The sequence below is a fragment of the Streptomyces sp. NPDC005551 genome, assembly GCF_042871785.1.
In the GTDB taxonomy this organism is placed as follows: domain Bacteria; phylum Actinomycetota; class Actinomycetes; order Streptomycetales; family Streptomycetaceae; genus Streptomyces.
In genome coordinates, this window is sequence record NZ_JBIAJE010000009.1 from 126,064 (window position 1) to 150,151 (window position 24,088).

20 protein-coding genes are annotated in these 24,088 nt (G+C 71.7%); 6 read left to right on the forward strand and 14 right to left on the reverse strand.

Going from position 1 to position 24,088, the window contains the following annotated elements; translation table 11 throughout:
• Positions 1–106 precede the first annotated feature (106 nt).
• Positions 107–2,839: a phosphoenolpyruvate carboxylase gene (gene ppc, locus ACFYP4_RS25725; RefSeq protein ID WP_358850084.1), complete on the reverse strand. Its 2,733-nt coding sequence runs from the start codon at positions 2,837–2,839 to the stop codon at positions 107–109.
• Between the two features lie 325 nt (positions 2,840–3,164).
• Here ppc and ACFYP4_RS25730 point away from each other — a divergent pair, with 325 nt between their 5' ends.
• Together ACFYP4_RS25730 and ACFYP4_RS25735 are read left to right on the forward strand one after the other, a co-directional pair.
• The gene (locus ACFYP4_RS25730) at positions 3,165–4,175 is read left to right on the forward strand and encodes a fatty acid desaturase (protein ID WP_358850083.1); all 1,011 of its coding nucleotides are present in this window, start codon (positions 3,165–3,167) and stop codon (positions 4,173–4,175) included.
• Positions 4,172–4,846 (forward strand): TetR/AcrR family transcriptional regulator, encoded by a 675-nt coding sequence (locus ACFYP4_RS25735; protein ID WP_355790251.1) that lies wholly within the window; start codon positions 4,172–4,174, stop codon positions 4,844–4,846. Before ACFYP4_RS25730 ends, ACFYP4_RS25735 begins: the two co-directional genes overlap by 4 nt.
• A 19-nt stretch (positions 4,847–4,865) precedes the next feature.
• On the opposite strand, the gene ACFYP4_RS25740 is transcribed toward ACFYP4_RS25735, so the two are convergent.
• Positions 4,866–5,243 carry a glyoxalase gene (locus ACFYP4_RS25740; RefSeq protein ID WP_358850082.1) on the reverse strand — a complete coding sequence of 126 codons (378 nt, stop codon included), beginning with the start codon at positions 5,241–5,243 and terminating at the stop codon, positions 4,866–4,868.
• 1 nt (position 5,244) lies between these two features.
• On the reverse strand, positions 5,245–6,054 hold the full coding sequence (locus ACFYP4_RS25745) for a trans-aconitate 2-methyltransferase (RefSeq protein ID WP_388788390.1): 810 nt from the start codon (positions 6,052–6,054) through the stop codon (positions 5,245–5,247).
• A gap of 135 nt (positions 6,055–6,189) precedes the next feature.
• On the opposite strand from ACFYP4_RS25745, the gene ACFYP4_RS25750 reads away from it, so the two are divergent.
• A complete protein-coding gene (locus ACFYP4_RS25750; protein WP_358850080.1) occupies positions 6,190–6,687 on the forward strand; it encodes a MarR family transcriptional regulator in 498 nt (165 codons plus the stop codon).
• Here the strand turns inward: ACFYP4_RS25750 and ACFYP4_RS25755 are convergent.
• Entirely contained in the window at positions 6,646–7,413 is a 768-nt protein-coding gene (locus ACFYP4_RS25755; protein ID WP_358850079.1) for a response regulator transcription factor, read from the reverse strand. The two genes, ACFYP4_RS25750 and ACFYP4_RS25755, sit on opposite strands and share 42 nt — an antisense overlap.
• Before the next feature lie 254 nt (positions 7,414–7,667).
• On the opposite strand from ACFYP4_RS25755, the gene ACFYP4_RS25760 reads away from it, so the two are divergent.
• Positions 7,668–8,126: a GNAT family N-acetyltransferase gene (locus tag ACFYP4_RS25760; protein WP_388788394.1), complete on the forward strand. Its 459-nt coding sequence runs from the start codon at positions 7,668–7,670 to the stop codon at positions 8,124–8,126.
• 92 nt (positions 8,127–8,218) lie between these two features.
• On the opposite strand, the gene galK is transcribed toward ACFYP4_RS25760, so the two are convergent.
• Genes galK through galT form a run of 3 tightly spaced genes read right to left on the reverse strand, consistent with a single transcriptional unit; the run spans position 8,219 to position 11,417 of the window.
• Positions 8,219–9,361, reverse strand: a complete 1,143-nt coding sequence (gene galK / locus ACFYP4_RS25765; protein ID WP_358850077.1) for a galactokinase — start codon at positions 9,359–9,361, stop codon at positions 8,219–8,221.
• Between the two features lie 11 nt (positions 9,362–9,372).
• Positions 9,373–10,332, reverse strand: a complete 960-nt coding sequence (gene galE, locus ACFYP4_RS25770) for a UDP-glucose 4-epimerase GalE (RefSeq protein WP_358850076.1) — start codon at positions 10,330–10,332, stop codon at positions 9,373–9,375.
• A complete protein-coding gene (gene galT, locus ACFYP4_RS25775) occupies positions 10,329–11,417 on the reverse strand; it encodes a galactose-1-phosphate uridylyltransferase (protein ID WP_358850075.1) in 1,089 nt (362 codons plus the stop codon). Before galT ends, galE begins: the two co-directional genes overlap by 4 nt.
• Before the next feature lie 170 nt (positions 11,418–11,587).
• Here galT and ACFYP4_RS25780 point away from each other — a divergent pair, with 170 nt between their 5' ends.
• A complete protein-coding gene (locus ACFYP4_RS25780) occupies positions 11,588–13,285 on the forward strand; it encodes a sodium:solute symporter family protein (RefSeq protein ID WP_358850074.1) in 1,698 nt (565 codons plus the stop codon).
• A gap of 20 nt (positions 13,286–13,305) precedes the next feature.
• Entirely contained in the window at positions 13,306–13,602 is a 297-nt protein-coding gene (locus ACFYP4_RS25785; protein ID WP_358850073.1) for a hypothetical protein, read from the forward strand.
• 53 nt (positions 13,603–13,655) lie between these two features.
• On the opposite strand, the gene ACFYP4_RS25790 is transcribed toward ACFYP4_RS25785, so the two are convergent.
• From ACFYP4_RS25790 to ACFYP4_RS25820, 7 genes are all read right to left on the reverse strand, one after another.
• On the reverse strand, positions 13,656–14,360 hold the full coding sequence (locus tag ACFYP4_RS25790) for a LuxR C-terminal-related transcriptional regulator (RefSeq protein ID WP_358850072.1): 705 nt from the start codon (positions 14,358–14,360) through the stop codon (positions 13,656–13,658).
• Positions 14,361–14,640: 280 nt separating this feature from the next.
• On the reverse strand, positions 14,641–16,482 hold the full coding sequence (locus ACFYP4_RS25795; protein ID WP_358850071.1) for a PQQ-binding-like beta-propeller repeat protein: 1,842 nt from the start codon (positions 16,480–16,482) through the stop codon (positions 14,641–14,643).
• An 86-nt stretch (positions 16,483–16,568) separates the two neighbouring features.
• Positions 16,569–18,398, reverse strand: a complete 1,830-nt coding sequence (locus ACFYP4_RS25800; protein WP_388788401.1) for a PQQ-binding-like beta-propeller repeat protein — start codon at positions 18,396–18,398, stop codon at positions 16,569–16,571.
• Between the two features lie 208 nt (positions 18,399–18,606).
• A complete protein-coding gene (locus ACFYP4_RS25805; RefSeq protein ID WP_388788404.1) occupies positions 18,607–20,412 on the reverse strand; it encodes an ABC-F family ATP-binding cassette domain-containing protein in 1,806 nt (601 codons plus the stop codon).
• A gap of 70 nt (positions 20,413–20,482) precedes the next feature.
• Entirely contained in the window at positions 20,483–21,376 is an 894-nt protein-coding gene (locus ACFYP4_RS25810; RefSeq protein ID WP_388788407.1) for a 4-(cytidine 5'-diphospho)-2-C-methyl-D-erythritol kinase, read from the reverse strand.
• Positions 21,373–22,284: a 16S rRNA (adenine(1518)-N(6)/adenine(1519)-N(6))-dimethyltransferase RsmA gene (gene rsmA, locus ACFYP4_RS25815; RefSeq protein ID WP_388788410.1), complete on the reverse strand. Its 912-nt coding sequence runs from the start codon at positions 22,282–22,284 to the stop codon at positions 21,373–21,375. The genes ACFYP4_RS25810 and rsmA overlap by 4 nt, the downstream gene beginning before the upstream one ends.
• Before the next feature lie 181 nt (positions 22,285–22,465).
• Positions 22,466–24,046, reverse strand: coding sequence for a ubiquitin-like domain-containing protein (locus ACFYP4_RS25820; RefSeq protein ID WP_388788413.1), 1,581 nt, complete (start codon positions 24,044–24,046; stop codon positions 22,466–22,468).
• Between the last annotated feature and the right edge of the window lie 42 nt (positions 24,047–24,088).

Below are 24,088 nucleotides of genomic sequence, written 5' to 3' on the forward strand. Positions count from 1 at the left end.
CGACGTTCCTGGTGCTGTGAGCCGGTGGCGTTCTTCATGCTGTGAACGGGGTGTGGCCCCCGTCCTCGTGGTGCGAGGGCGGGGGCCACTTGTGTGTGCCGGGGGGTCAGCCGGTGTTGCGCAGTCCGGCGGCGACGCCGTTGACGGTGAGGAGCAGGGCCCTGGAGAGCAGCGGGTCGGGTTCGGAGCCCGCTGCGGCCTCGTCGCGCTGGCGCTTGAGGAGGGCGACCTGGAGGTAGGAGATGGGGTCCAGGTAGGCGTCGCGGATGGCGAAGGTCTGCTGGAGGACGGGGTGGTTGTCGAGCAGTCGTTCGCCGCCGGTGACGCGCAGCACCTCGCGGACGGTGAGTTCGTGTTCGGCCTTGATGGTGTCGAAGACGTGCTTGAGCTCGTCGGGGACGAGGGTCTCGACGTAGTGGCCGGCGATCCTGAGGTCCGTCTTGGCCAGCGTCATCTCGACGTTGGAGAGGAAGTTGCGGAAGAAGTGCCACTGCTCGTGCATCTCGTCGAGGACGCTGTCGAGGCCGGTCTCGCGCAGGGCCTTGAGGCCGGAGCCGACGCCGAACCAGCCGGGCACGATCTGCCGGGACTGGGTCCAGCCGAAGACCCACGGGATGGCGCGCAGTCCGTCCAGGGAGACGCCCGAGCCGGGGCGGCGGGAGGGCCGTGAGCCGAGGTGCAGGTCGGCGAGCTGGTCGACCGGCGTGGAGGCGAGGAAGTAGGTCGGCAGGTCGGGGTCCTCGACGAGCCGGCGGTAGGCGGCGTGGGCGGCGTCGGAGACGACGTCCATCGCGGCGTCCCACCGGGCGAGTGACTCGTCGGACTGGCGGGGGGCGGTGTGCAGGGCGGATGCCTGGAGGGTGGCGGCGACGGTCAGTTCGAGGTTCTCGCGGGCGAGTGACGGTACGAGGTACTTGTCGGAGATGACCTCGCCCTGTTCGGTCACCTTGATCTCGCCTTCGAGGGTGCCCCACGGCTGGGCGAGGATCGCGTCGTGGGAGGGGCCGCCGCCGCGGCCGACGGTGCCGCCGCGGCCGTGGAAGAGGCGCAGGCGGACGCCGTAGCGGTGGGCGACGTCGCGCAGGCGGCGCTGGGCGCGGTGGATCTCCCACTGGGAGGTGGTGATGCCGCCGAACTTGGAGGAGTCGGAGTAGCCGAGCATGACCTCCTGGACGTCGCCGCGCAGGGCGACCAGGCGCCGGTAGGAGGGGTCGGCGAGCATGTCGTCGAGGATGACGTCGGCGGCGCGCAGTTCGTCGGTGGTCTCCAGCAGCGGCACGATGCCGATCCTGGCCCAGCCGGCGTGCAGGTCGATGAGTCCGGCCTCGCGGGCGAGGACGGCGGCGGCGAAGACGTCGTCGGCGCCCTGGCACATGGAGATGATGTACGACTCGATGACCTCGGGTCCGAAGACTTCGAGGGCCTTCTTGACGGTCTGGAAGACGCCGAGGGTCTTCTCGCCCGCGGCGTCGACGGGGGCGGGGCTGGGGGCGAGGGGGCGCCGGGAGCGCAGTTCCTTGGCGAGGAGCTTGCCGCGGTAGTCGCGGGGCATGTCGGCGTAGCGCCAGGATTCCTCGCCGAGGCGGTCGAAGAGCTGGCCGAGGGCGTGGTGGTGGGCGTCGGCGTGTTCGCGGACGTCCATGGTGGCGAGCTGGAGGCCGAAGGCGGCGAGGGTGCGGATGGTGCGGTTCATCCGGCCGTCGGCGAAGAGGGCGCCGCGGTGTTCGCGCAGGGAGCTCTGGATGAGGGTGAGGTCGGCGAGCAGTTCGCCGGTGCCGAGGTAGTCGCGGCCGTCCTGGTGGGGGGTGCCGTTGGCGAGGCGCTGCTTGGTGTTCTCGAGCTTCTGGCGGATGCAGGTGGCCTTGAGCCGGTAGGGCTCTTCGGCGTTGAGCCGCTTGTAGCGGGGGCTGATCTCGGGGAGCTGCTCGAGGTCGGTCTGGAGGGAGGTGAGCAGTTCTTCGGTGGCGCCGGTGTATCGGATGGAGTTCGACAGGAAGCCGCGGAGCTCGTCGATCATGTCCAGGGCGTCGTTGATGCCGTGTTCGTGCTGGAGGATCAGGACGTCCCAGGTGACCTGGGGGGTGACGTTGGGGTTGCCGTCGCGGTCGCCGCCGATCCAGGTGCCGAAGGTGAGGGGGCGGGTGTCCTCGGGGAGGACGACGCCGACGCGTTCGAGTTCGGCGGTGAGGTCCTCGAGGACGTCGCCGACGGCGCCGGCGTGCAGTTCGTCGAGGTAGTAGATGGCGTTGCGGGCCTCGTCGGCGGGCTCGGGGCGGACGACGCGCAGTTCGTCGGTCTGCCAGACGAGGTCGATGTTCTCGGCCAGTCGGGTGTCGTAGCGGCGTCGGTCGGCCTCGGTGACGGGGGTTTCGAGGAGGGCGGCGATGCGGCGCAGCTTGTTGAGGACGGAGCGGCGGGCGGCTTCGGTGGGGTGTGCGGTGAAGACGGGGCGCACGTTGAGGTTGCGGACGGTGTCGCGCAGGTGGTCGGGGTCGGCGTCCTTGAGGCGGTCGGCCGTGCGGGCGAGGAGGCCGCCTTCGGCGGCGCGCTTGGCGCGCAGTTCGCGGCCGCGGTGCACCTGTTCGGTGACGTTCGCCAGGTGGAAGTACGTGGAGAAGGCGCGGACCAGCTTGGCCGCGGTCTCCAGTTCGGTGCCGCGGAGCAGCTCGGCGGCGGCTTCGCCGTCCTCGCGGGTCAGGCTGCGGACCTTCTCGACGAGTTCCAGGAGTTCGGGGCCCTCCTGGCGTACGAGGGTTTCTCCCAGCAGGTCGCCCAGGCGGCGGATGTCGGCGCGCAGCTCGCTGCTGGTCGTCGTGGTCTGTTCGTCGGCACTGCTCACAGGTGCGGCTCCTTGCAGTGTTGAAGCTCGTCTGAAGCTCGTCTGGCGGGGAACCCGGGTGGTGACCGCGCGGCGGGGTGCCGCTCAGGGACGTGGCGCCCGGGAAGATTTCAGAACGGACCGCGCTGTCCGACCGACTCCAAGGATAGGTGTCCATGCGGACGCGCAGACTGTCGGGCTGTTGCCGTCGGCTTTCGCGCTGCCATACTTACGATGCCGTAGGTTACGGAACCGTAGGGATACCCGTCAGCTCCAGGGATGTCTGTCGGGTCCCTGCTTCCGGCATTTTCTGACTCCTGGCCCTCGACCCCACAAGGGGACGCCCATGACCGCAAGCTCCGACGTGTTCGAAGACGCTCCCCGGGCGGACGACGACGGCTCGTTGCCGCCCGCCACGCTGGGCGGTGAGCGGAAGCGTTCGGTGGAACAGTTCGCGCTGCTCCTCTTCATCGTCTTCCCCTTCCTCGCCCTGCTGGCCGCGGTGCCGCTGGCCTGGGGCTGGGGGGTGAGCTGGCTGGATCTCGGCCTGCTGGTGTTCTTCTACTACCTGGGCTGCCACGGCATCACGATCGGTTTCCACCGGTACTTCACGCACGGTTCCTTCAAGGCCAAGCGGCCGCTGCGGATCGCGCTGGCGATCGCGGGTTCGATGGCGGTGGAGGGTCCGGTGGTGCGCTGGGTCGCCGATCACCGCAAGCATCACAAGTACTCGGACGCGGAGGGCGACCCGCATTCGCCGTGGCGTTTCGGTGAGACGCTCCCGGCGCTGATGAAGGGCCTGTGGTGGGCGCACATCGGCTGGATGTTCGACGAGGAGCGGACCTCGCAGGAGAAGTACGCGCCTGATCTGATCAAGGACCCGGCGATCCGGGCGATCTCGCGGCAGTTCCTCGCCTGGACGGCGCTGTCGCTGGCGCTGCCGGCTCTGATCGGTGGTCTGGTGACGATGTCCTGGTGGGGCGCGTTCACCGGTTTCTTCTGGGGTTCGCTGGTGCGGGTGGCGCTGCTGCACCACGTGACGTGGTCGATCAACTCGATCTGTCATGCGGTGGGCAAGCGGCCCTTCAAGTCGCGTGACCGTTCGGGCAACGTGTGGTGGCTGGCCGTGCTGTCGTGCGGTGAGTCCTGGCACAACCTGCACCATGCGGACCCGACGTCGGCGCGGCACGGGGTGGAGCGCGGTCAGCTGGATTCCTCGGCGCGGATCATCCGCTGGTGCGAGCGGCTGGGCTGGGCGTACGACGTGCGCTGGCCGTCACGCTCGCGTATCGATTCGCGCCGGAACCCGGACGGGACGGGCGCCCGCCGCAGGCCGGAGACCGCCGAAGCGGCATGATGGACGGCGTGGCGACCGACTCGAGCACATCCGGCAACGACAAGCAGCGGCGTCCGCGCCGCACCCGTATGACCGGTGCGGAGAGACGTCAGCAGCTGCTCGAGATCGGTCGCACGCTGTTCGCCGCGAAGGGTTTCGAGGCCACGTCGGTGGAGGAGATCGCGGCGAAGGCCGGGGTCTCCAAGCCGGTGGTGTACGAGCACTTCGGTGGCAAGGAGGGCCTGTACGCGGTGGTGGTGGACCGGGAGATGCGCCGGCTGCTGGACATGGTGACCAGCTCGCTGACGGCCGGCCACCCTCGTGAGCTGTGCGAGCAGGCGGCGTTCGCGCTCCTGGACTACATCGAGGAGTACACGGACGGTTTCCGGATCCTGGTCCGTGACTCCCCGATCCCGCAGTCGACGGGTTCCTTCGCGTCGCTGATCTCGGACATCGCCACCCAGGTGGAGGACATCCTGGGCCGCGAGTTCAAGAGCCGTGGCTTCGATCCGAAGCTGGCGCCCCTGTACGCGCAGGCGCTGGTGGGCATGGTGGCGCTGACGGGTCAGTGGTGGCTGGACGTGCGGCGGCCGAAGAAGGCCGAGGTGGCCGCGCATCTGGTGAATCTGGCGTGGCACGGGCTGGACGGCCTGGAGGCGAAGCCGCGCCTGATAGGCCACCGCAAGGCGTAGCGGCCGGTGAAGCCGCGCCTCACGGGAGCTGGAGGTCGGCGACCGGTTCCAGGAATTCGAGTCGGTTGCCGACCGGGTCCTCGGAGTAGAAGCGGCGGTGGCCGGGCAGGCCGTCGTCCCAGGTGACGGGGGCGCGGTGGGCGGTGAGCCGCTCGGCGTACGCCTCGATGCCACGGACGCGCAGGCCGGGGTGGGCCTTCTTCGCGGCCCGGAAGTCCTTTTCGATCCCGAGGTGCAGCCGCACCGTTCCCGCGGCGAACCAGCAGCCGCCGCGGGCGGCGAGGGCGGGCGGCTTGGGGACCTCGGTCATGCCGAGGGCGTGCGTGTAGTACGCGCGCAGGGCGTCCTCCGAGCCGGGCGGGGCGGCGAGCTGGACGTGGTCGACGGCGGTCAGCACCTCAGTCCGCCTTCCGGGCGACGGCGAAGACGCGGCGGAACGGGAACACCGTGCCGTGTCCGCCGGCCGGGTAAGCGGTGCGCAGGGCCTCGCGGTACTCGTCGACGAAGGCGTCCGCGTCCGGGCCCAGCTCGGTGAGGACGGGCCGCAGACCCGTCCCCTTCACCCAGTCCAGCACCGGGTCCTCGCCCGGGAGGAGATGCAGGTACGTCGTCTCCCAGACGTCGGCCCGGCAGCCGAGGGCGACGAGGCGGTCCAGGTAGCCGGCGGGGGTGAGGATCGCCCCGTCGTGGCGCAGCGTCTCGCGGAGGCGGTCCCGCCAGCGCGGGGAGCGGGCGATCTCGCGCATGAGGCGGTGGCTGGGCGAGTCGAAGTTGCCGGGGACCTGGAGGGCGAGGGTGCCGCCGGGGGTGAGGCCCTCGACCCAGGCGGGGAAGGACGCGGGGTGCCCGGGCACCCACTGCAGGGTGGCGTTGCTGATGATCAGGTCGTACGGCTCCGCGGGTGTCCAGGTGCGGGCGTCGGCGGCGGCGAAGTCGAGGCGGCCGCCGCCCGGGGTGGGGCCCGCGTGGTCGGTGCGGGCGCGTCGCAGCATCTGCGGGGAGTTGTCGTAGCCGGTGATGTGTGCGGTGGGCCAGCGTTCGGCGAGCAGGGCGGTGGCGTTGCCGGGGCCGCAGCCGAGGTCGGCGATGCGGGCCGGCTCCCGCGGCAGGGCCGGCACGCGGGCCAGGAGGTCGGCGAAGGGGCGGGCGCGGTGGTCGGCGTGGCGCAGGTACTGGCTGGGGTCCCAGCGGGGAGCGGCGGCGGGCATGGCGGGCCTCCTGGAGGGGCGCGTCCGGCGGGGGACGTGACCTGGGTGAGGTGTCCTGGGCGATCTCCACCCTCACACCCCAAGTATCTTGACGTCAAGAGACTTCACGTCGACACAACCACTACACTGATCGTCATGGAGGACGAGGTCGATCGGCTGGTCGCAGCGTGGCGCCGGGAGCGCCCTGACCTCGACGTGGAACCGCTCGAGGTGCTCAGCCGCGTGAGCAGGCTGGCCCGGCACCTGGACCGGGCGCGCCGACTGGCGTTCGCCGAGCACGGTCTGGAGCCCTGGGAGTTCGACGTCCTGACGTCGCTGCGGCGTGCGGGCGCCCCCTACCAGCTCTCCCCCGGCCAGCTCCTCACCCAGACCCTGGTCACCTCGGGCACGATGACGAACCGCATCGACCGGCTCGCCAAGAAGGGGCTGGTGGAGCGGCTGCCCGACCCCAGCGACCGGCGCGGCGTGCTGGTGCGGCTCACGGAGGAGGGCCAGGACCGCGCCGACCAGGCACTGGCCGGACTCCTGGAGCAGGAGCGCGCGATCCTCGCGGAGCTCAGCCGCGGACAGCGCGGCGAACTGGCCGCGCTGCTACGCCAGTTGACCGCCCCGTTCGACAACATCCCCGGTTAGGTCGGCGGGTCCGACGCCGGCCCGGCGCGCGAGCGCGACCGCGGCGAGCGTGGAGTGCACCCCGAGCTTGCCGAGGACGTTCTGCATGTGGGTCCGCACGGTGTGCGGCGAGAGGAACAGCCGCTCGGCGACGGCCTTGCGCCCGAGGCCGGCGACCATGCACCGCAGCACTTCCCGCTCCCGCGGCGTGAGGGACTCCACCAGCCGCTCGCTCTCGGTGCGGTGCTTGCGGGCGGCGGTCAGCTCCCGCAGCACGCCGGTGAGCAGGGCGGGCGGCAGATGCGTCTCGTCCCGCAGGACTCCCCGGATGACGGTCAGCAGCCTGGACAGCGAGCAGTCCTTGGCGACCCAGCCCGAGGCGCCGGCCTGCAGGGCGAGGGCCGCGCGGCGCGGGTCGTCCCTCTCGGCGAGCACCACCGTGCGGACGTGGGGCTGACCGGAGCGGACGCCGGCGACGAGCGAGATCCCGTCGACGAGCCCGTCCTCGTTGCTCTCCTGCACGGGGACGGCCGGACGCGTGCCCGGCACGTTGCCGCCCAGGTCCGCGTCGACGAGCAGTACGTCGAATCTGCGTCCTTCGGCGGCGCCCCGCTCCAGGCAGCGCAGTGCGGCGGGGCCACTGCCCGCCGCGGACACGTCGACGTCGGGCTCGGCGGCCAGGGCGGCGGCGAGCGACTCGGCGAAGATGCGGTGGTCGTCGACGACCAGGACACGGATGCGAACCACTGAAACCCCCACTGTCGGAGGACGGCCTGCGCAGGTACGGCGCCCGGAATGATCCCCCTGGCCGCCAGGACCCGGGGTGGGGCGACGCAGCCGCACGGCCGCCGCCGTGCTGGAACTGCTACCCCCACTCCGGGCGTCGTACCCGGCTGTCTCGCCCCCTGATCAGCGCCGGCCCCCACCGGCACTGTTCATCAGGGTAGGGCCGGGAGCGGGGAGCGGAAGGCGATTTGCAGAACTGGTCGGCCAGCGCGTTTATGGTGAGCCGTATGTTCCGTCTTGAGACAGAAGTGGACCGGGAGCGACGGGATCTGCTGCGCAGGCGGCTGCGGGACGCCAACACGCGGGCCTCCCCGGTGCTCCGCTCCCTGCGCGGAACCTCCGGCGAACGGGCGGTTCCGCTCCATGTCTGGGCGCTGGACGGGACGGGCGCCCTCGCGGGGGGTCTGGTCGGGCACGCGTGGGCGACCTGGCTCCACGTCACGTATCTCTGGGTGGACGAGCGGCACCGGGGGGCCGGGCTCGGGGCGCGGTTGCTCGCCCGGGCGGAGCGGGCGGCGCGGGACGACCACGGGTGCCGCAGTGCCCGGCTGGAGACCTGGGACTTCCAGGCGCCCGGGTTCTACGAGAAGCAGGGCTACGAGGTGGTGTGCGTGATCCCCGGCTATCCGCCGGGGATCACCGAGTACACGCTGACGAAGCGTCTGACCCGCTGAGCGACGTGGTCCTCGCGGCACACGGACGCCCGGCCCGCTTCTCGTGCGCCGCTGCGCAGCGGACCGCCCGGACGGGCTGAGGAGACCGGCGCTCAGCCCACCCGGTGGGCGCCCGCCGCGGGCACCGCCGGGAAGACGCGGGGGGCGGTGTGGCCGGCCGCGGTGAACGCCTCCGTCACCGCCTTGGTGACGGTGTCGACGTCGGCGGACTCCACCAGGACGACGGCCGAACCGCCGAAGCCCCCGCCGGTCATCCGCGCGCCGAGCGCCCCGGCCGCGTTGGCCGCGGAGACCACGAGGTCCAGCTCGGGGCAGGAGATGCGCAGGTCGTCGCGGAGGGAGGCGTGCCCCTCGGTGAGGACGGGCCCGATACCGCGCACGTCTCCCGCGTCCAGCAGGCCGATGACCCGCTCCACCCGGTGGTCGTCGGAGACCACGTGCCGTACGTAGCGGCGCACGCGCTCGTCGGAGAGCCGGGCCAGGGCCGCGTCGAGGTCCTGGTGGGCGACGTCGCGCAGGTGGGAGACGCCGAGCTGCCGGGCGCCCTCCTCGCATCCCCGGCGCCGCTCGGCGTAGGCGCCGTCGCCGAGGGCGTGCTTCACGCGGGTGTCGACGACGAGCAGTTCGAGGCCCTGTGCGGCGAGGTCGAAGGGGACCTGGCGGATCGACAGGTCGCGGCAGTCGAGGTGCAGGGCGTGCCCCTCGGTGCAGCACGCGGACGCCGTCTGGTCCATGATCCCGCAGGGCACGCCGACGAAGTCGTTCTCGGCGCGCTGGGCCAGGCGGGCCAGTTCGGGCCGGGTGAGGCCGAGTTCGTACAGGTCGTTCAGGGCCAGCGCCGTGACGACTTCGAGGGCGGCGGAGGAGGAGAGGCCCGCGCCGGTCGGCACGGTGGACGCCAGGTGCACGTCGGCGCCGGTCACGGCGTGCCCGGCGGCGCGCAGGGCCCACACCACGCCGGCCGGGTACGCGGCCCAGCTGGTGTTGGTCAGCGGCTCGAGCGAGTCGACGTGCAGTTCGACGACGGGGCCCTCGACGTCGGCCGAGTGGAGCCGCAGGACGCCGTCGTCGCGCCGGGAGACCGCCGCCACCGCGGTGTGCGGCAGGGCGAGCGGCATCACGAACCCCTCGTTGAAGTCCGTGTACTCACCGATCAGGTTGACCCGGCCGGGGGCCGCCCAGACGCCTTCCGGCGCGGCCCCGTACAGCTCCTGGAATCCTTCGCGAACCCCCACCTGGTACTCCCTCAGTCCCTGTTCTGTGCGAACGCCCACGCGTCCGCGACGATCCCCGCGAGATCCGCGCGGGACGGGTTCCAGCCGAGCCGCTCGCGCGCGGTGGCGGCGGAGGCGACCAGGACGGCCGGGTCGCCGGCGCGGCGCGGCGCCGCCACCTCGGGGATCGGGTGCCCGGTCACCTGCCGGACGGTCTCGATGACCTCGCGGACGGAGAAGCCGTTGCCGTTGCCGAGGTTGCAGATGAGGTGCTCGCCCGGGCGGGCCGCGGTCAGCGCCAGCAGGTGCGCCTCGGCGAGGTCGGCGACGTGGATGTAGTCGCGGACGCAGGTGCCGTCCGGGGTCGGGTAGTCGTCCCCGTAGACCGAGATCGCCTCGCGGCGGCCCTGGGCGACCTGGAGGACCAGCGGGATGAGGTGCGACTCGGGGTCGTGCCGCTCGCCGCAGTCCCCGTAGGCGCCGGCCACGTTGAAGTAGCGCAGGGACACCGCGGCGAGTCCGTGGGCCGCCGCCTCGCCGCTGATCATGTGGTCGACGGCGAGCTTGGAGGCGCCGTAGGGGTTCGTCGGGGCGGTCGGCGCGCTCTCCACGATCGGGGTGACCTCGGGCTCGCCGTAGGTCGCGGCGGTGGAGGAGAAGACGAGTGTGCGCACGCCCGCGGAGCGCATCGCGGCGAGCAGCGCCATGGTGCCGCCGACGTTGTTGTCCCAGTACTTCTCGGGCTTGACGACGGACTCGCCGACCTGGGAGAAGGCGGCGAAGTGCAGGACCGCGTCGTAGGAGGAGTCCAGCCATTTGGTGGCGTCGCGGATGTCGCCCTCGATGAACGCGGCGCCCGCCGGGACTCCTTCGCGGAAGCCGGTCGAGAGGTTGTCGAGGACGGTGACCTCGTGGCCCGCCTCCAGCAGATGCCGCGCGACCACGCTGCCGACATAGCCTGCGCCGCCGGTGACCAGGTACTTCCCACTCATGAACTCGCTACCTCTCGCAGTCGCTGAGCCGCGGTCTCCGGCGGCACGTCGTTGATGAACACGTTCATGCCGGACTCGGAACCCGCGAGAAACTTCAGCTTGCCGGAAGTGCGGCGAATGGTGAAAAGCTCGAGGTGGAGTGCGAAGTCGTCGCGGTCGACGCCCTCGAACTCCTCCAGCGTGCCGAACGGCGCCTGGTGCCAGGCGGCGATGTACGGCGTCGCGGGCTCGCCCTCGCCCTCTTTCCCTCCGTCCCGCCGGTCGAAGATCCGGTCGAAGCGCCTCAAGAGTTCCAGATAGACCTGGGGGAACTCTGTGCGCGCGCCGTCGTCGAGGCCGAGCAGGTCGGGGACCCGGCGCTTGGGGTAGAGGTGCACCTCGTAGGGCCAGTGCGCCGCGTACGGCACGAAGGCCGCCCAGTGCTCGGTCTCCAGGACGATCCGCTCGCCCTCGGCGAGTTCGCGTGCCACGACCTCGTCGAAGAGGTTGCCGCCGTCGGTTGCCTGCTTGTGGGCGGCGAGCGAGCGCAGCATCAGGGCGGTGCGCGGGGTGGTGAAGGGGTAGGCGTAGATCTGGCCGTGCGGGTGGCCGAGGGTGACGCCGATCTCGGCACCGCGGTTCTCGAAGCAGAAGACCTGTTCGACGGAGGGGAGATGGGACAGTTCGGCGGTGCGGTCGGTCCACGCCTCCAGGACCAGGCCCGCCTGCTCCTCGGTGAGGTCGGCGAAGGACGCGTCGTGGTCGGAGGTGAAGCAGACGACCTCGCAGCGGCCGGAGTCACCGGCCAGCGAGGGGAAACGGTTCTCGAAGACCACCACGTCGTACGAGGAGTCCGGGATCTCGCTCAGCCGCTCGCCCCGGGAGGGGCACAGCGGGCACTCGTCGGCCGGCGGGTGGTAGGTGCGGCCCTGTCGGTGCGAGGCGACGGCCACCGAGTCGCCGAGCAGCGGGTCCCGGCGGACCTCGGAGGTGGTGACGGTCGGCTCCAGCGGACGCCGGTCCACGGCGTCGCGCACCGTGTCGTCCCGCGAGTCGTAGTAGACGAGCTCACGGCCGTCCGCCAGCCGGGTCGAGGTCTTCTTCACTGCCGGACTCCCCTGTCCCACCCATCAAACAGAACCGAACACAACAAACCACAAGTCCCCACGGGCGTCAACATCACAATCAAACAAAGAACATCAACTGAAGTGTTCATTTTCTGAACGCGGAGGCGTAGGTTCCGGTCGGATACGTTCACGCAACGAAGCGAGTTCCTATGCAGTCCCCCACCTCCCTGCCCCACGGCACCTATCTCGCCGAAGGGCTCCGACTCCCCACGAACGGGCTCGACTACGCGATCCTGGCGATCTACTTCGTCGTGGTGCTGGGCATCGGCTTCGCCGCGCGCCGCTCGGTGAAGACGAGCCTCGACTTCTTCCTGTCCGGGCGCTCCCTGCCGGCCTGGGTCACGGGCCTCGCGTTCGTCGCGGCCAACCTGGGCGCCACCGAGATCCTCGGCATGGCCGCGACCGGCGCGCAGTACGGCGTGGCCGTCGTCCACTGGTACTGGATCGGCGCCATCCCCGCCATGGTCTTCCTGGGCCTGGTGATGATGCCGTTCTACTACGGCTCCAAGGTCCGCTCGGTGCCGGAGTTCCTGCTCCAGCGGTTCGACAGGTCCGCACACCTGCTCAGCTCGGTCCTGTTCGCCTTCGCCGCCGTGCTGATCGCGGGCGTGAACCTCTACGCGCTGGCGATCGTCGTCGAGGCGCTGCTGGGCTGGCCGCAGTGGGTGGCGATCGTCGTCGCGGGCTTCTTCGTCCTCGCGTACATCACCTTCGGCGGTCTGTCCTCGGCGATCTACAACGAGGTCCTGCAGTTCTTCGTGATCCTCGCCGCGCTCATCCCGCTCTCCGTCCTCGGCCTGAAGAAGGTCGGCGGCTGGGACGGCCTGACCGACTCGCTCAGCAAGAGCCACGGCGACAACTTCCTGTCCGCCTGGGGCGGTACGGGCATCGGTGACGCCAACCCGCTCGGCGCGAACTGGCTGACGATCGTCCTCGGTCTCGGCTTCGTGCTCTCCTTCGGCTACTGGACGACGAACTTCGCCGAGGTGCAGCGCGCGCTGTCCGCGAAGAACCTCTCCGCCGCCCAGCGCACCCCGCTGATCGCCGCGTTCCCGAAGATCTTCATCGTGTTCCTGGTGATGATCCCGGGCCTGGTCGCCGCCGTCCTCGTCCCGAAGATCGGCACCGGCGGCTCGGACCTCCAGTACAACGACGCCATCCCGTACCTGATGCAGGAGCTGCTGCCCAACGGCGTCCTCGGTATCGCGGTGACCGGGCTGCTCGCCGCGTTCATGGCGGGCATGGCGGCGAACGTGTCGTCCTTCAACACCGTGTTCACCACCGACATCTGGCAGCGGTACGTGGTCACGGACCGCGAGGACGGCTACTACGTCAAGTTCGGCCGGCTGATCACCGCGATCGGTGTGCTGGCCTCCATCGGCACGGCGTTCATCGCCTCCAGCTTCTCCAACATCATGAGCTACCTCCAGACGCTCTTCTCCTTCTTCAACGTGCCGATGTTCGTGGTCTTCATCATCGGCATGTTCTGGAAGCGCGCCTCGATGAAGTCCGGTGTCTGGGGCCTGGTCGCGGGCACCACGGCCGCGATGGTGAACTACTTCTGGATCTACAAGCAGGGTGTCATCAGCATCCCGAGCGACCAGGGCGCCAACTTCGTTTCGGCGATCGTCGGTTTCGTCGCGGGCGCGGTCGTCATGGTCGCCGTCACCCTGTTCACCGCTCCGAAGCCGGAGGCCGAACTGGCGGGACTGGTTTACGGAACGACCTCCCCGGGGCTCGCGGAACCGCCCGCCACGGGCGACGACGCCTGGTACCGCAAGCCGGCGCTGCTGGGCTGGAGCGCGATCGCCCTGGCCGCGCTGTGCTACGTCCCGTACTCCTTCTGACCCGATCGGAGGCACTGACCATGTCCGAACTGCAGCGCGAAGTCTCCGAACTGGAGAGCAAGTCCGCGACCGCCGCCCGTCTCTTCGACATCCGGCGGATCATCGGCGGCCTGTTCGTGGTCTACGGCGTCATCGTCACGATCGCCGGGATCAACCCGTCCGACGCCGACCTGAAGAAGGCCCAGGACGTCAACATCAATCTCTGGACGGGCCTCGCCATGCTCGCCCTGGGGCTGTTCTTCCTGGTGTGGCTGAAGCTCCGCCCCATCGCCCCGGCGACGCCGGCCGAGACCGGGGCGCCCGACGAGCACGCGTGACGCACCCGGGCCCGGCCGTTCCGGTCGGTGCCCGCGGCAGGCGGGGCCGGAGTTCACTCCGGCCCCGCACCCGTCTCGGCGGGGAGGTGCGGCACCGGACCCGCCCGGTCGAGCAGCCCGGTCCGCGCGGCCAGCGCCGCCGCCTCCAGACGCGAACCCACGCCCAGTTTCATCAGCACCCGCTGGACATGGGTGCGCGCGGTGCTGGGCGCGATGCCCATCCCCGCCGCGATCAGCCGGGTGTCCTCACCGTCGGCGACCCGCACCAGCACCTCCACCTCGCGCGGGGTGAGCATCTGGAGCAGCCGCTGGCCCTCGTCGTCGGGCTGCGCGGCCGGATTGAGCAGCTCGCCGAACGCGCCCTGAAGCAACTGCGGGGCCACGGCGACCTCCCCGGCCCTCGCCTTCATGATCGCGCGCTCGACGCCCTCGATCCGCTCGTCGTGCCGCACGTACCCGGAGGCACCGGAGGCGAAGGCGGCGGCGATCCCGCGCGGGTTCGGCACCGGCCCGAGCACCAGGACCGCCACCTGCGGGCGCTCCCGCTTGATCTTCACCACCGGGTCGAAGATCCCCGGCTCGGCCGGTGTCGCCGTGCCGATCAGGCACACCTCGGGTGCCCGGGCGATCACCAGCTCGGCCGCCCCCGCGGCGGGCGCGGCGGCGGCGAGCACCCGGTGCCCGCGCAGTTTCAGCGCCGAGGCCAGTGCCTCGGCGAGCAGTCGGTGGTCGTCGACCACCATGAGGCGAACTCCCATCGAGCAACCCCCCAGTCCCCCTGAGCATCCCCACTGGTTCCCCGTGGTAACGAGCCCCCCGGCTCTCCATCCCCCGGAAGCTACACGCTTGTTCGACGTTGCGCTTCCCCTACCGGGGAGAAGCGACCCGGAACAGCGAAATCCCCTCCCTCGCGCATGATGCGGGCCATGCGGACGGCCCCGCCCCTGAGCAGGGACGGGGCCGTCGGCCACGGGTGCGGTACCGCGCGCGGTACCCGGCGCGTCCTGGCGCGCGGCGCGCTCCCTGGCGCCGCGCGCGCTACTTGGCGCCGAACCCGAGAGCCGTGTACTCCTTCTCGTCCTTCGAGTACGGCTTGCTGATCAGCTCCTTGCCCATGAACAGGCGGCCGGAGGTGTACAGCAGCTCGCAGGAGCTCGGGACCATGCTGCTGATCGCGCGCAGCACGGACTCGGAGGCCGGGGTCTCCAGGAGCTTCGTCTGCTTCAGCGACTTGCCGTCCACCGAGACGACCTGAGCGCCCTTGTCGTACGGGCCGTCCTTGTACGCGATGACGTCGGCGCCGTCCATCCGGACGGGGAACATCGAGTAGCCGTCGCCCGCGTCGATCCGGTCGCCGGTCGTCTTCCCGGTGGCCAGCGAGAACGAGATGATCTCGTTGGTCCGGCTGTACTGGGCGGTTCCCTCGTGCTCCTTGGTCGGCACGTACAGCTTGTCGTTGCCGACCGCGATGCCGTGGCAGTCGTGCACCTTGTTGACGCCGCAGTCGTGCTCGTACTTGCCGTCCGCCAGCGTGATCTTGGTGCGCAGCTTGCCGCTCTCGTCGAGCGAGAACGCGTCCGTGACACCGGAGGCGGTGATGTCACCGGAGTCGACGCCGAAGACCACCGGCTTGGTGGAGATCACCTTGGCGTTGTCGATGCCGGCCGGGAGCTTGTACGTCCACCTGACGCTGCCGCTCTTCGGGTCGAGCAACTGCACCTGGTACTTCTCGTTGCCGTAGTCACCGCACTTGCGGACCGCGACGAGCTGCTCGCCGCCGGCGTAGCCGACGTCCTTGCAGGAGCTGACCTTCGGCTGCCACAGGACCTTGCCCGTCTTCGCGTCGAACGCGGCGCCGCCGGAGTAGCCGCCGCCGACCGCGACGGTGCTGCCGCTGATGGTGACCTCGCCGAACGCGATGTCCGTCCCGCTGATGGCGGCCGTCTTGGTCCACAGCTCCTTGCCGCTGTCCATGTCGAAGGCGACGACCTTCGTGCAGGGGTGGCGGTCGTTCTTGCCGCTGCGCTCGGCCTCCTCGGTCACCACCGCGGCGACGCCGTCCTCGGTGATCTCACGCGAGCCCGCACAGGTCTGGCCGGGCAGGTCGAGAGTCCACTTCTCGGAGCCGCTGTCGGGCTCGTAGCCCACGATCTTGTTGACGCCCGCCTTGGCGTACACCGCGTCGGTGAGCCAGGAGCCGATGACGCTGTCGATCCGCTCGTCCTTGACCTCGTGCGCGGGCACCTGGAAGAGGACCTCGGCCGCCGGGTCGGAGGGGGCCTTCTCCTTGGCGCCGCCGCCACCGGAGGTGCCGGAGGTGCCGCCGCCCTTCGCGTCCGTGCCGCCGGAGTTGCCGCCCGGTCCCGCGGAGGTGTCCTTGCTGTTGTCGTCCTTGCCGGAGGTCGACTTGTACCAGACACCGCCGCCGATGATGAGGGCGATGACGAGGACGGCCGCGACGATGATGATCATCTGGGGGCTGAACTTCCGGCCGCCGCCCTGGTGGGGCACCTGCGGCTGCATCGGGAAGGTCTGCGGCTGCGGATAGCCGTACGGCGGCTGGGGCTGCTGGCCCGGATACCCGTACCCGGGCTGTCCGGGCGGCGGCGACTGCGGGGTGTGCGGGTAGCCGTAGCCCGGGCCCTGCGGCGGCTGCGGGGGCGCGCCCTGCGGCGGGGCGGGCGGGGGCGTCTGCGGGGGCTGGGGGGTCTGCGGGTAGCCGTAACCGGGGGCCGGCGGCGGGGTCTGGGGCGCGCCGAAACCGCCCGGCGGCGGGTCCTGCGGGGCACCGAAACCGCCCGGCGGCGGGTCCTGCGGGGCGCCGAACCCTCCCTGCTGCGGGGGCTGGTTGGGCGGCGGCGGGGGCGGCGGCTGGCTCATGACGTCTCTACCTCGGGGTGTTCGGAGTGCGAAGGACGCGCGGGGCGCGGGGGTGACGGGAAGGGGCGCTGTCGGCGGGCCGGCGGTCACTTGCCGTAGGCCAGCATCAGCTTCTCCTTCGACTCGTCGTTGCCCGTCAGCCGGGTCGTGGACAGGTAGAAGCGTCCGTCCACGTAGTCGAGTGCCTTGGAGTAGAAGCCGTTCTCGATCTCCGCGGTGCCCTGCGGGTTCTGCAGCAGCTTCGTCGTCTTGTGGCCGCCGCCCCCGGTCGGGACGGACACGATCCGGCCGCCCGCGTCGTAGGACGGCTCGACGTACGCGATGAGGTCGCCGCCGTCGAGCTTCAGCGGCAGCATCGTCTGGTCCGTGGGCGACTTGGTGCGCCACTTCTCCTTGCCGCTCTCCAGGCTGATCGCGACGATCTCGTTCGGGCCGCTCTTCGCCTCGGTGGGCAGGTAGAGGGTGTTGGCGTCGGCCGCGACCCCCGTGCAGCCCTGGAGTTCACGGGTGAGGATGGCCCAGCCGCACTCCGGTGCGAACGACTCGTCGACGTCGACCTGCGAGCGGATCGTGCCGTCGTTCTTCAGCGTGGAGATGTTCCACTGCCTCTTGTCCTTGTTGGTGAGGTACAGGACGACCGGGTCGACCGAGTACGTCCGCGCGACCTGCCAGCCCTTGACGACCTTCTGCGTCCACCTGGTCCTGCCGGTCGCCGGGTCCAGCTCCTGCACCTCGTCGTGCGCGTTCGAGCTGCCGGCGCCGCAGGAGGAGACGGAGATCAGCTTGCTGCCGCCGGCGAACGCGGTCGGGAAGCAGGCCGTGCCGTACTTCTTCTTGTCCCACAGCTTCTTGCCCGAGGACATGTCGTACGCGGTGCCGGACTGCGAGCGGCCCACCATCAACGTGTCGCCGGAGATGGTCAGTTCGACGGACAGGGCGCTGTCGAAGAGGCCGCCGTCGGCGACCTTCGCGCTCCAGCCCTTCTTGCCGGTGGCGAGGTCGATCTGCTGGATCTGGTTGCACTTGGCGCCGTCCGTGGCACCGGCCTTGTACGCGATGACGATCTTGTCGTCGGACGTCTTCTGCCGGGAGGCCGCGCAGATCTTCTGCGGGAACGTGATGGCGTCCCAGGTGGGCTTGCCGTCACCGACGTCGTAGGCGAAGAGCTGCTTGTAGGCCGCCTTCACCGCCGTCCTGCCGGTGATCCACATGCCGGGGGCGTCGGCGCCGGAACCGGGGGCGTCGGGCGCCTCCTTGTACCAGAGCACCTTCGCCTCGCCGTCCTGGCGGCCCTCGTTGAGGTTGTCCGGGTCCTCGCCGCCGTCACCGCTGCCGTCGCCCTCGTCGACCGGGGCGGACTGGGTCGGCTTGTCGTCCTGGCTCTTCTTCGCGACCGGCTTCTTGTCGCCGTCATCGCCGTTGGAGACCGCCAGCACGGTGCCGCCTATGACGAGCAGCGCGGCGACCGCCGCGCCGATGATCATCGCGGGCTTGCCCCGGAACGGGTTCCTCGACCCGCCGCCGGGCGGCGGAGGCACCGGGCCGCCGGGGAACTGGCCCTGCGGATGGCCGTAACCGGCCTGCGGCGGCTGCCCGTAGGGACCCGGCTGGCCGTAGGGGCCCGGCTGCTGGGGCTGGCCGTAGGGACCGGCCTGCGGCGGCCGGCCGTACGGACCCGGCTGCTGCGGCGGGGTGTACGGGCCCGGCTGGGCGTACGGGCCGGGCTGCTGCGGGTATCCGTAGCCGGGCGGCGGCGCCTGCGGGGGGCCGCCGGCGGGCGGGCCCGGCGGGGCCTGGGGCGGCGGGGGCGTGGCGCCCTGCCGCGGGTCCCGCGGTGCCCCGGAGGCGTGCTGGGTCGGCTGGTCGTGCGGTGTTCCCGGGCCGCCCGTGGGCGGCTGGTTGGGCGGCTGAGTCATCAGCGCTCCCCCTCTTCACTGATTTTTAGCCACCCACGGTCGCGCTGGAGTGGTTCTCAGACTGTCTTCAGACGGCCCTTTGTATCACTGCGCAGCCCTCGAACAAGGGGCCGGTCCTCCCCCTGTTCCCAAGGGAGGACCGGCCCGTGATGCCCTTGTTACGCGCCTTCACGCGCCCTTCACCCCACCCGGCCGCGTCCTGCGCGTCCTACGCGTCCTCGGCGAGCTCCAGCCACCGCAGTTCGAGCTCCTCGCGCTCGCCGGCCAACTCCCGCAGTTCGGCGTCCAGTTCGGCCACCTTCGCGAAGTCCGTCGCGTTGGCGGCGATCTGGGCGTGCAGCCTGGTCTCCTTGTCGGAGACCTTGTCCAACTGCCGCTCGATCTTCTGGAGTTCCTTCTTCGCGGCGCGGGCGTCCGCGGCCGACGCGGACCTGGCCGGGGCGGGGGCGGCGGCGAGGACGGCGGCCGCGGCGGCCTCCTCCATACGGTGGCGCCGCTCCAGGTACTCGTCGATGCCGCGCGGCAGCATCCGCAGGGTGGCGTCCCCGAGGAGCGCGTACACCTTGTCGGTGGTCCGCTCGATGAAGAACCGGTCGTGGGAGATCACGACCATCGACCCGGGCCACCCGTCGAGCACGTCCTCCAACTGCGTGAGGGTCTCGATGTCCAGGTCGTTGGTGGGCTCGTCGAGGAAGAGGACGTTGGGCTCGTCCATCAGCAGCCGCAGCAGCTGGAGCCGGCGGCGCTCACCGCCGGACAGGTCGCCGACGGGCGTCCACTGCTTCTCCTTGCTGAAGCCGAACGTCTCGCAGAGCTGCCCCGCGGTCATCTCGCGCCCCTTGCCGAGGTCGACCCGGTCCCGCACGGCCTGCACGGCCTGCAGCACCCGCCAGGTGGGGTCGAGTTCGGCGACCTCCTGGGACAGGTAGGCGAGCTTGACGGTCTTGCCCGTGACGATCCGGCCGGCCGCGGGCTGCTGCTCGCCGTCGCTGCGGGCGGCGTCGGTCATGGCCCGCAGGAGCGAGGTCTTGCCCGCGCCGTTCACCCCGACCAGACCGATCCGGTCGCCCGGACCGAGCTGCCAGGTCAGGTGCTTGAGCAGCAGCTTGGGCCCGGCCTGGACGGTCACGTCCTTCAGGTCGAAGACGGTCTTGCCGAGCCGCGACGAGGCGAACTTCATCAGCTCGCTCGTGTCCCGCGGCGGCGGTACGTCCGCGATCAGCTCGTTGGCGGCCTCCACCCGGAAGCGCGGCTTGGACGTGCGGGCGGGTGCGCCCCGGCGCAGCCACGCCAGCTCCTTGCGGACCAGGTTCTGCCGCTTGACCTCCTCGGTCGCGGCGATCCGCTCCCGCTCGGCGCGGGCGAAGACGTAGTCGGTGTAGCCGCCCTCGTACTCGTAGACGTCGCCCTTCTGCACGTCCCACATGCGGGTGCAGACCTGGTCGAGGAACCACCGGTCGTGGGTGACGCACACCAGCGCCGACCGCCGCTCGCGCAGATGCCGGGCCAGCCAGGCGATGCCCTCCACGTCCAGGTGGTTGGTGGGCTCGTCGAGGATGATCAGGTCCTGCTCGTCGATGAGCAGCTTGGCCAGCGCGATGCGCCGCCGCTCACCGCCGGACAGCGGTCCGATCACGGTGTCGAGGCCCTGCGGGAAACCGGGCAGGTCCAGGCCGCCGAAGAGACCCGTCAGCACGTCGCGGATCTTGGCGTTGCCCGCCCACTCGTGGTCGGCGAGGTCCCGGATGACCTCGTGCCGGACGGTCGCCGCCGGGTCCAGCGAGTCGTGCTGCGTCAGCACCCCGAGGTGCAGACCGCCGGAGTGCGTGACCCGGCCGGTGTCCGCCTCCTCCAGCTTGGCGAGCATGCGGATCAGGGTGGTCTTGCCGTCGCCGTTGCGGCCGACCACGCCGATCCGGTCCCCTTCGGACACGCCGAGGGAGACACCGTCGAGCAGGGCACGGGTTCCGTACACCTTGCTGACGGACTCGACATTGACCAGATTGACGGCCATTTCTCTCCTGACGAGGGGGACGATCGACCCTCAAGGGTAGTCCGCGCCCGCCGTGGCCCGGGCCGCGGTCTCAGAGCAGGGTCGCGCCGGGCGCGGGACCCTCGGTGACCCGTACCGCCCGGCAGGTGCCCGAGGCGCGCAGCGCGCCGGCGACCTCGCGCGCGGACTCCGCGTCCCGCACGAGGAAGGCCGTCGTGGGCCCCGACCCGGAGACCAGCGCGGCGAGGGAGCCCGCGGAGCGTCCTGCGGCCAGGGTGTCCGTCAGCTTCGGGAACAGGGAGAGTGCCGCGGGCTGGAGGTCGTTGGAGACGGCCGCCGCGAGGGCCGCCGGGTCTCCCTTCGCCAGGGCGTCGAGGAGGTCCTGGGACACGGCCGGTCCGGGAACGGTGACGTGCGAGGTGAGGCGGTCGAACTCCGCGTACACGGCCGGTGTCGACAGCCCGCCGTCGGCGACGGCGAAGACCCAGTGGAAACTCCCGCCGACCTCCAGCGGGCGCAGCAGCTCGCCGCGCCCGGTGCCCAGAGCCGCCCCGCCCACCAGGCTGAACGGCACGTCGCTGCCCAACTCGGCGCAGATGTCGAGGAGTTCCTCGCGCGAGGCGTTCGTGCCCCACAGCGTGTCGCAGGCGACCAGCGCGCCGGCCGCGTCCGCGCTGCCGCCGGCCATGCCGCCCGCGACGGGGATGTCCTTGGCGATGTGGAGGTGGACGTCGGGCGTGCGGCCGTGGCGTCCGGCGAGCGCGAGAGCCGCGCGGGCCGCCAGGTTCGTACGGTCCAGGGGCACCTGTCCGGCGTCCGGGCCCGCGCAGGTGATCCGCAGCCCCTCCGCCGGGGTGGCCGTCACCTCGTCGTACAGCCCGACCGCCAGGAAGACGTTGGCCAGGTCGTGGAAGCCGTCGGGGCGGGCGGGGCCCACCGCGAGCTGGACGTTGACCTTGGCCGGGACGCGTACCGTCACCGTCACGATGCCCTCGACCCCTTGTGTCCGGCGTGCCCGGCGTCCGCGGGCCGTTCGGCGCGGTTCTCCGCGATGCGGACGAACTCCTCGACCGTCAGCGCCTCCCCGCGGGCCTGCGGCGAGACCCCCGCGGCGACGAGCGCGGCCTCGGCGTCCGCGGCGGACCCCGCCCATCCGGCGAGCGCCGCCCGCAGGGTCTTGCGGCGCTGCGCGAACGCGGCGTCCACGACGGCGAAGACCTCGCGCCGCGAGGCCGTGGTCTTCAGGGGCTCGGCCCGGCGCACCAGCGACACCAGGCCGCTGTCCACGTTCGGCGCGGGCCAGAACACGTTCCGCCCGATGGCGCCGGCGCGCTTCACCTCGGCGTACCAGTTGGCCTTCACGGACGGCACCCCGTACACCTTGGAGCCGGGCGCCGCCGCGAGCCGGTCGGCCACCTCCGCCTGCACCATCACGAGCGTCCGCTCGATGGTCGGGAAGGCCTCCAGCATGTGCAGCAGCACCGGCACAGCCACGTTGTACGGCAGGTTCGCGACGAGCGCGGTGGGCGCGGGGCCCGGCAGCTCGGTCACGTGCATCGCGTCGGAGTGCACGAGCGAGAACCGCCCGGCCCGCTGCGGCATCCGCGCCTCGATGGTCGCGGGCAGCGCTCCCGCGAGCACGTCGTCGATCTCGACGGCGACGACCCGGTCGGCGGCCTCCAGCAGACCCAGGGTCAGCGACCCGAGGCCGGGTCCGACCTCGACGACCACGTCGTCGGAGCGCACACCGGCGGTCCGCACGATCCGCCGCACGGTGTTCGCGTCGATCACAAAGTTCTGGCCGCGCTGCTTGGTGGGCCGCACGCCGAGGACGGCCGCGAGTTCGCGGACGTCGGCGGGGCCCAGGAGGGCGTCGGGGGTGGGGCTGCTCACGCACCAAGGGTACGGGTGGGCGACGGCCACTTCTCGCGCCCCTGCGGCGCCGGGGAGTTTTCCGCCCCTGCGGCGTTCGAGGACGCTGCCGTTCAGGCGGTCACGGGGGTACGGCGGCGGATCCCCCGGGGGCCGTCAGCCGTGGCGCGCGGGTGCCGCAGTGCGGATCCCCCGGGGGCCGTCAGCCGTGGAGGCGGGTGCCGCAGTGGGGCCAGGGGCTCGCGCCCCGCTGTACGTACAGCTTCTTCGCCCGGAACGTCTGCTCCGCCGCCGGCGCGTCCTGCGGCCGGCCCGAACCCCCGAGGCTCTGCCAGGTGCGCGTGTCGAACTGGTAGAGCCCGCCGTACGTCCCGGAGGGATCCACCGCCGCCGGCCGGCCGCCCGACTCGCACGCGGCGAGCCCGGCCCAGTCGAGGTGGTCGGCCCCGGCGACCGACGCCGGCGGCGTCTTCGTGCCGACCTTCACCACCTGCGTCTGCGGCTCGCGCACCACCTCGGCCCGCACCCGCCGGGGTCTTTGTCTGACGCCGTTCACGGTGCGCACCAGGTACGTGACCCGCCGGGTGCCGGGCCGCCCGGCCCGTTCGACCACCTCCGTGCCCCGGAACAGCGTCGCGTCCCGTGTCCGCTCCTCCGCGAACGGGATCAGCTCCTCGCGGACCTCCCTGGTCCCGGTGATCCGCATGACGGTGACGGTCTGCCCGTCCCGCGGGAAGCTGCCGGGCGGCACGGAGGTCGTGTCCTGGCCGTGCAGGGTGATGCCGGCCTCGCCGACGGCCTCCAGGACGGTCGCGGCGTTCGTGCGGATCGTCCGCGCCCGCCCGTCCGCCATGACCGTGACGGTGCGCTCCGTGCGGACGTGGAGCGTCAGCCCCTGCCGGCCGATCCGCCGGGTGGGGGAGGTGGACACGTACGCGCCCTCCGCCCGCACCCCGAGCTGCCGGAGCGCCTCCTCCACGGTGTGCGCCGTCGTCCACACCTCGCGCCGCTCGCCGTCGAGGGTGAGGCGCACGGGGCGCCCGTAGCGGACGGCGACCTCGTCCCCGCTGGCCAGGGGCGTGCCGGGGGCGGGCGCCACGAGGTCGTGGGCGCCGACCTGAACGCCCTCGTCCGCGAGCAGCTCGGTCACGTCGTCCGCGAAGGTGTGCAGCGTGCGCGGCCTGCCGTCGACGGTCAGCTCGACCGCCTTGTCCTCGGCGACGAACGCGGTGGTGCCGCCCGCCAGGAACGCCACGACCAGCGCCTGCGGCAGCAGCCGGCGCAGGGGGTCCTGCCGTACGGCGGTGCGTCTGCGGCGGGCGGCGCGGCGGGCTCCGGCGCGCCCGCCGGAGAGCGGCCCCCCGGAGAGCGCACCGCCGGCCGCGGGTGCGGCGCCGTAGCCGGGGAGCCCGCCGTCCGGGACGGTCCGCCGCGCCGGCGTCGGCTCCTCGTGGGCGGGCCGGCGGGTGTCCTTGGCGGCCCCGGGCGCGGCGCGGACGTCGTAGGGCAGCGTCGGCGCCTGGTGCGGGTCGAGAGACTGGTGGGGCAGCGTCGGCGCGCTGTGCGGGTCGAGGAACTGGTGGGGCAGCGTCGGCGCGCTGTGCGGGTCGAGGAACTCGTGGGGCAGCGTCGGCGCGCTGTGCGGGTCGAGGAACTGGTGGGGCAGCGTCGGCGCGCTGTGCGGGGCGAGGACGTCGCAGGGCGCCGGCGGGTCGAAGACGGCCGGGCCGCACCGGCCGGCCGGGCCGTACGTCTCGTACGTCTCGTACTGCGAGTTGCTCACGACGACGCTCCAGGGGGATCGGGCGACCAGAACCTAGCGGAG

Bases quoted from the DNA above. Each gene is read 5' to 3' on its own strand.
- ACFYP4_RS25730 (WP_358850083.1), top strand. From the start codon at position 3,165: ATGACCGCAAGCTCCGACGTGTTCGAAGACGCTCCCCGGGCGGACGAC.
- ACFYP4_RS25735 (WP_355790251.1), top strand. From the start codon at position 4,172: ATGATGGACGGCGTGGCGACCGACTCGAGCACATCCGGCAACGACAAG.
- ACFYP4_RS25745 (WP_388788390.1), bottom strand. From the start codon at position 6,054: ATGCCCGCCGCCGCTCCCCGCTGGGACCCCAGCCAGTACCTGCGCCAC.
- ACFYP4_RS25750 (WP_358850080.1), top strand. From the start codon at position 6,190: ATGGAGGACGAGGTCGATCGGCTGGTCGCAGCGTGGCGCCGGGAGCGC.
- ACFYP4_RS25760 (WP_388788394.1), top strand. From the start codon at position 7,668: ATGGTGAGCCGTATGTTCCGTCTTGAGACAGAAGTGGACCGGGAGCGA.
- galE (WP_358850076.1), bottom strand. From the start codon at position 10,332: ATGAGTGGGAAGTACCTGGTCACCGGCGGCGCAGGCTATGTCGGCAGC.
- ACFYP4_RS25780 (WP_358850074.1), top strand. From the start codon at position 11,588: ATGCAGTCCCCCACCTCCCTGCCCCACGGCACCTATCTCGCCGAAGGG.
- ACFYP4_RS25785 (WP_358850073.1), top strand. From the start codon at position 13,306: ATGTCCGAACTGCAGCGCGAAGTCTCCGAACTGGAGAGCAAGTCCGCG.
- ACFYP4_RS25790 (WP_358850072.1), bottom strand. From the start codon at position 14,360: ATGGGAGTTCGCCTCATGGTGGTCGACGACCACCGACTGCTCGCCGAG.
- ACFYP4_RS25795 (WP_358850071.1), bottom strand. From the start codon at position 16,482: ATGAGCCAGCCGCCGCCCCCGCCGCCGCCCAACCAGCCCCCGCAGCAG.
- ACFYP4_RS25800 (WP_388788401.1), bottom strand. From the start codon at position 18,398: ATGACTCAGCCGCCCAACCAGCCGCCCACGGGCGGCCCGGGAACACCG.
- ACFYP4_RS25805 (WP_388788404.1), bottom strand. From the start codon at position 20,412: ATGGCCGTCAATCTGGTCAATGTCGAGTCCGTCAGCAAGGTGTACGGA.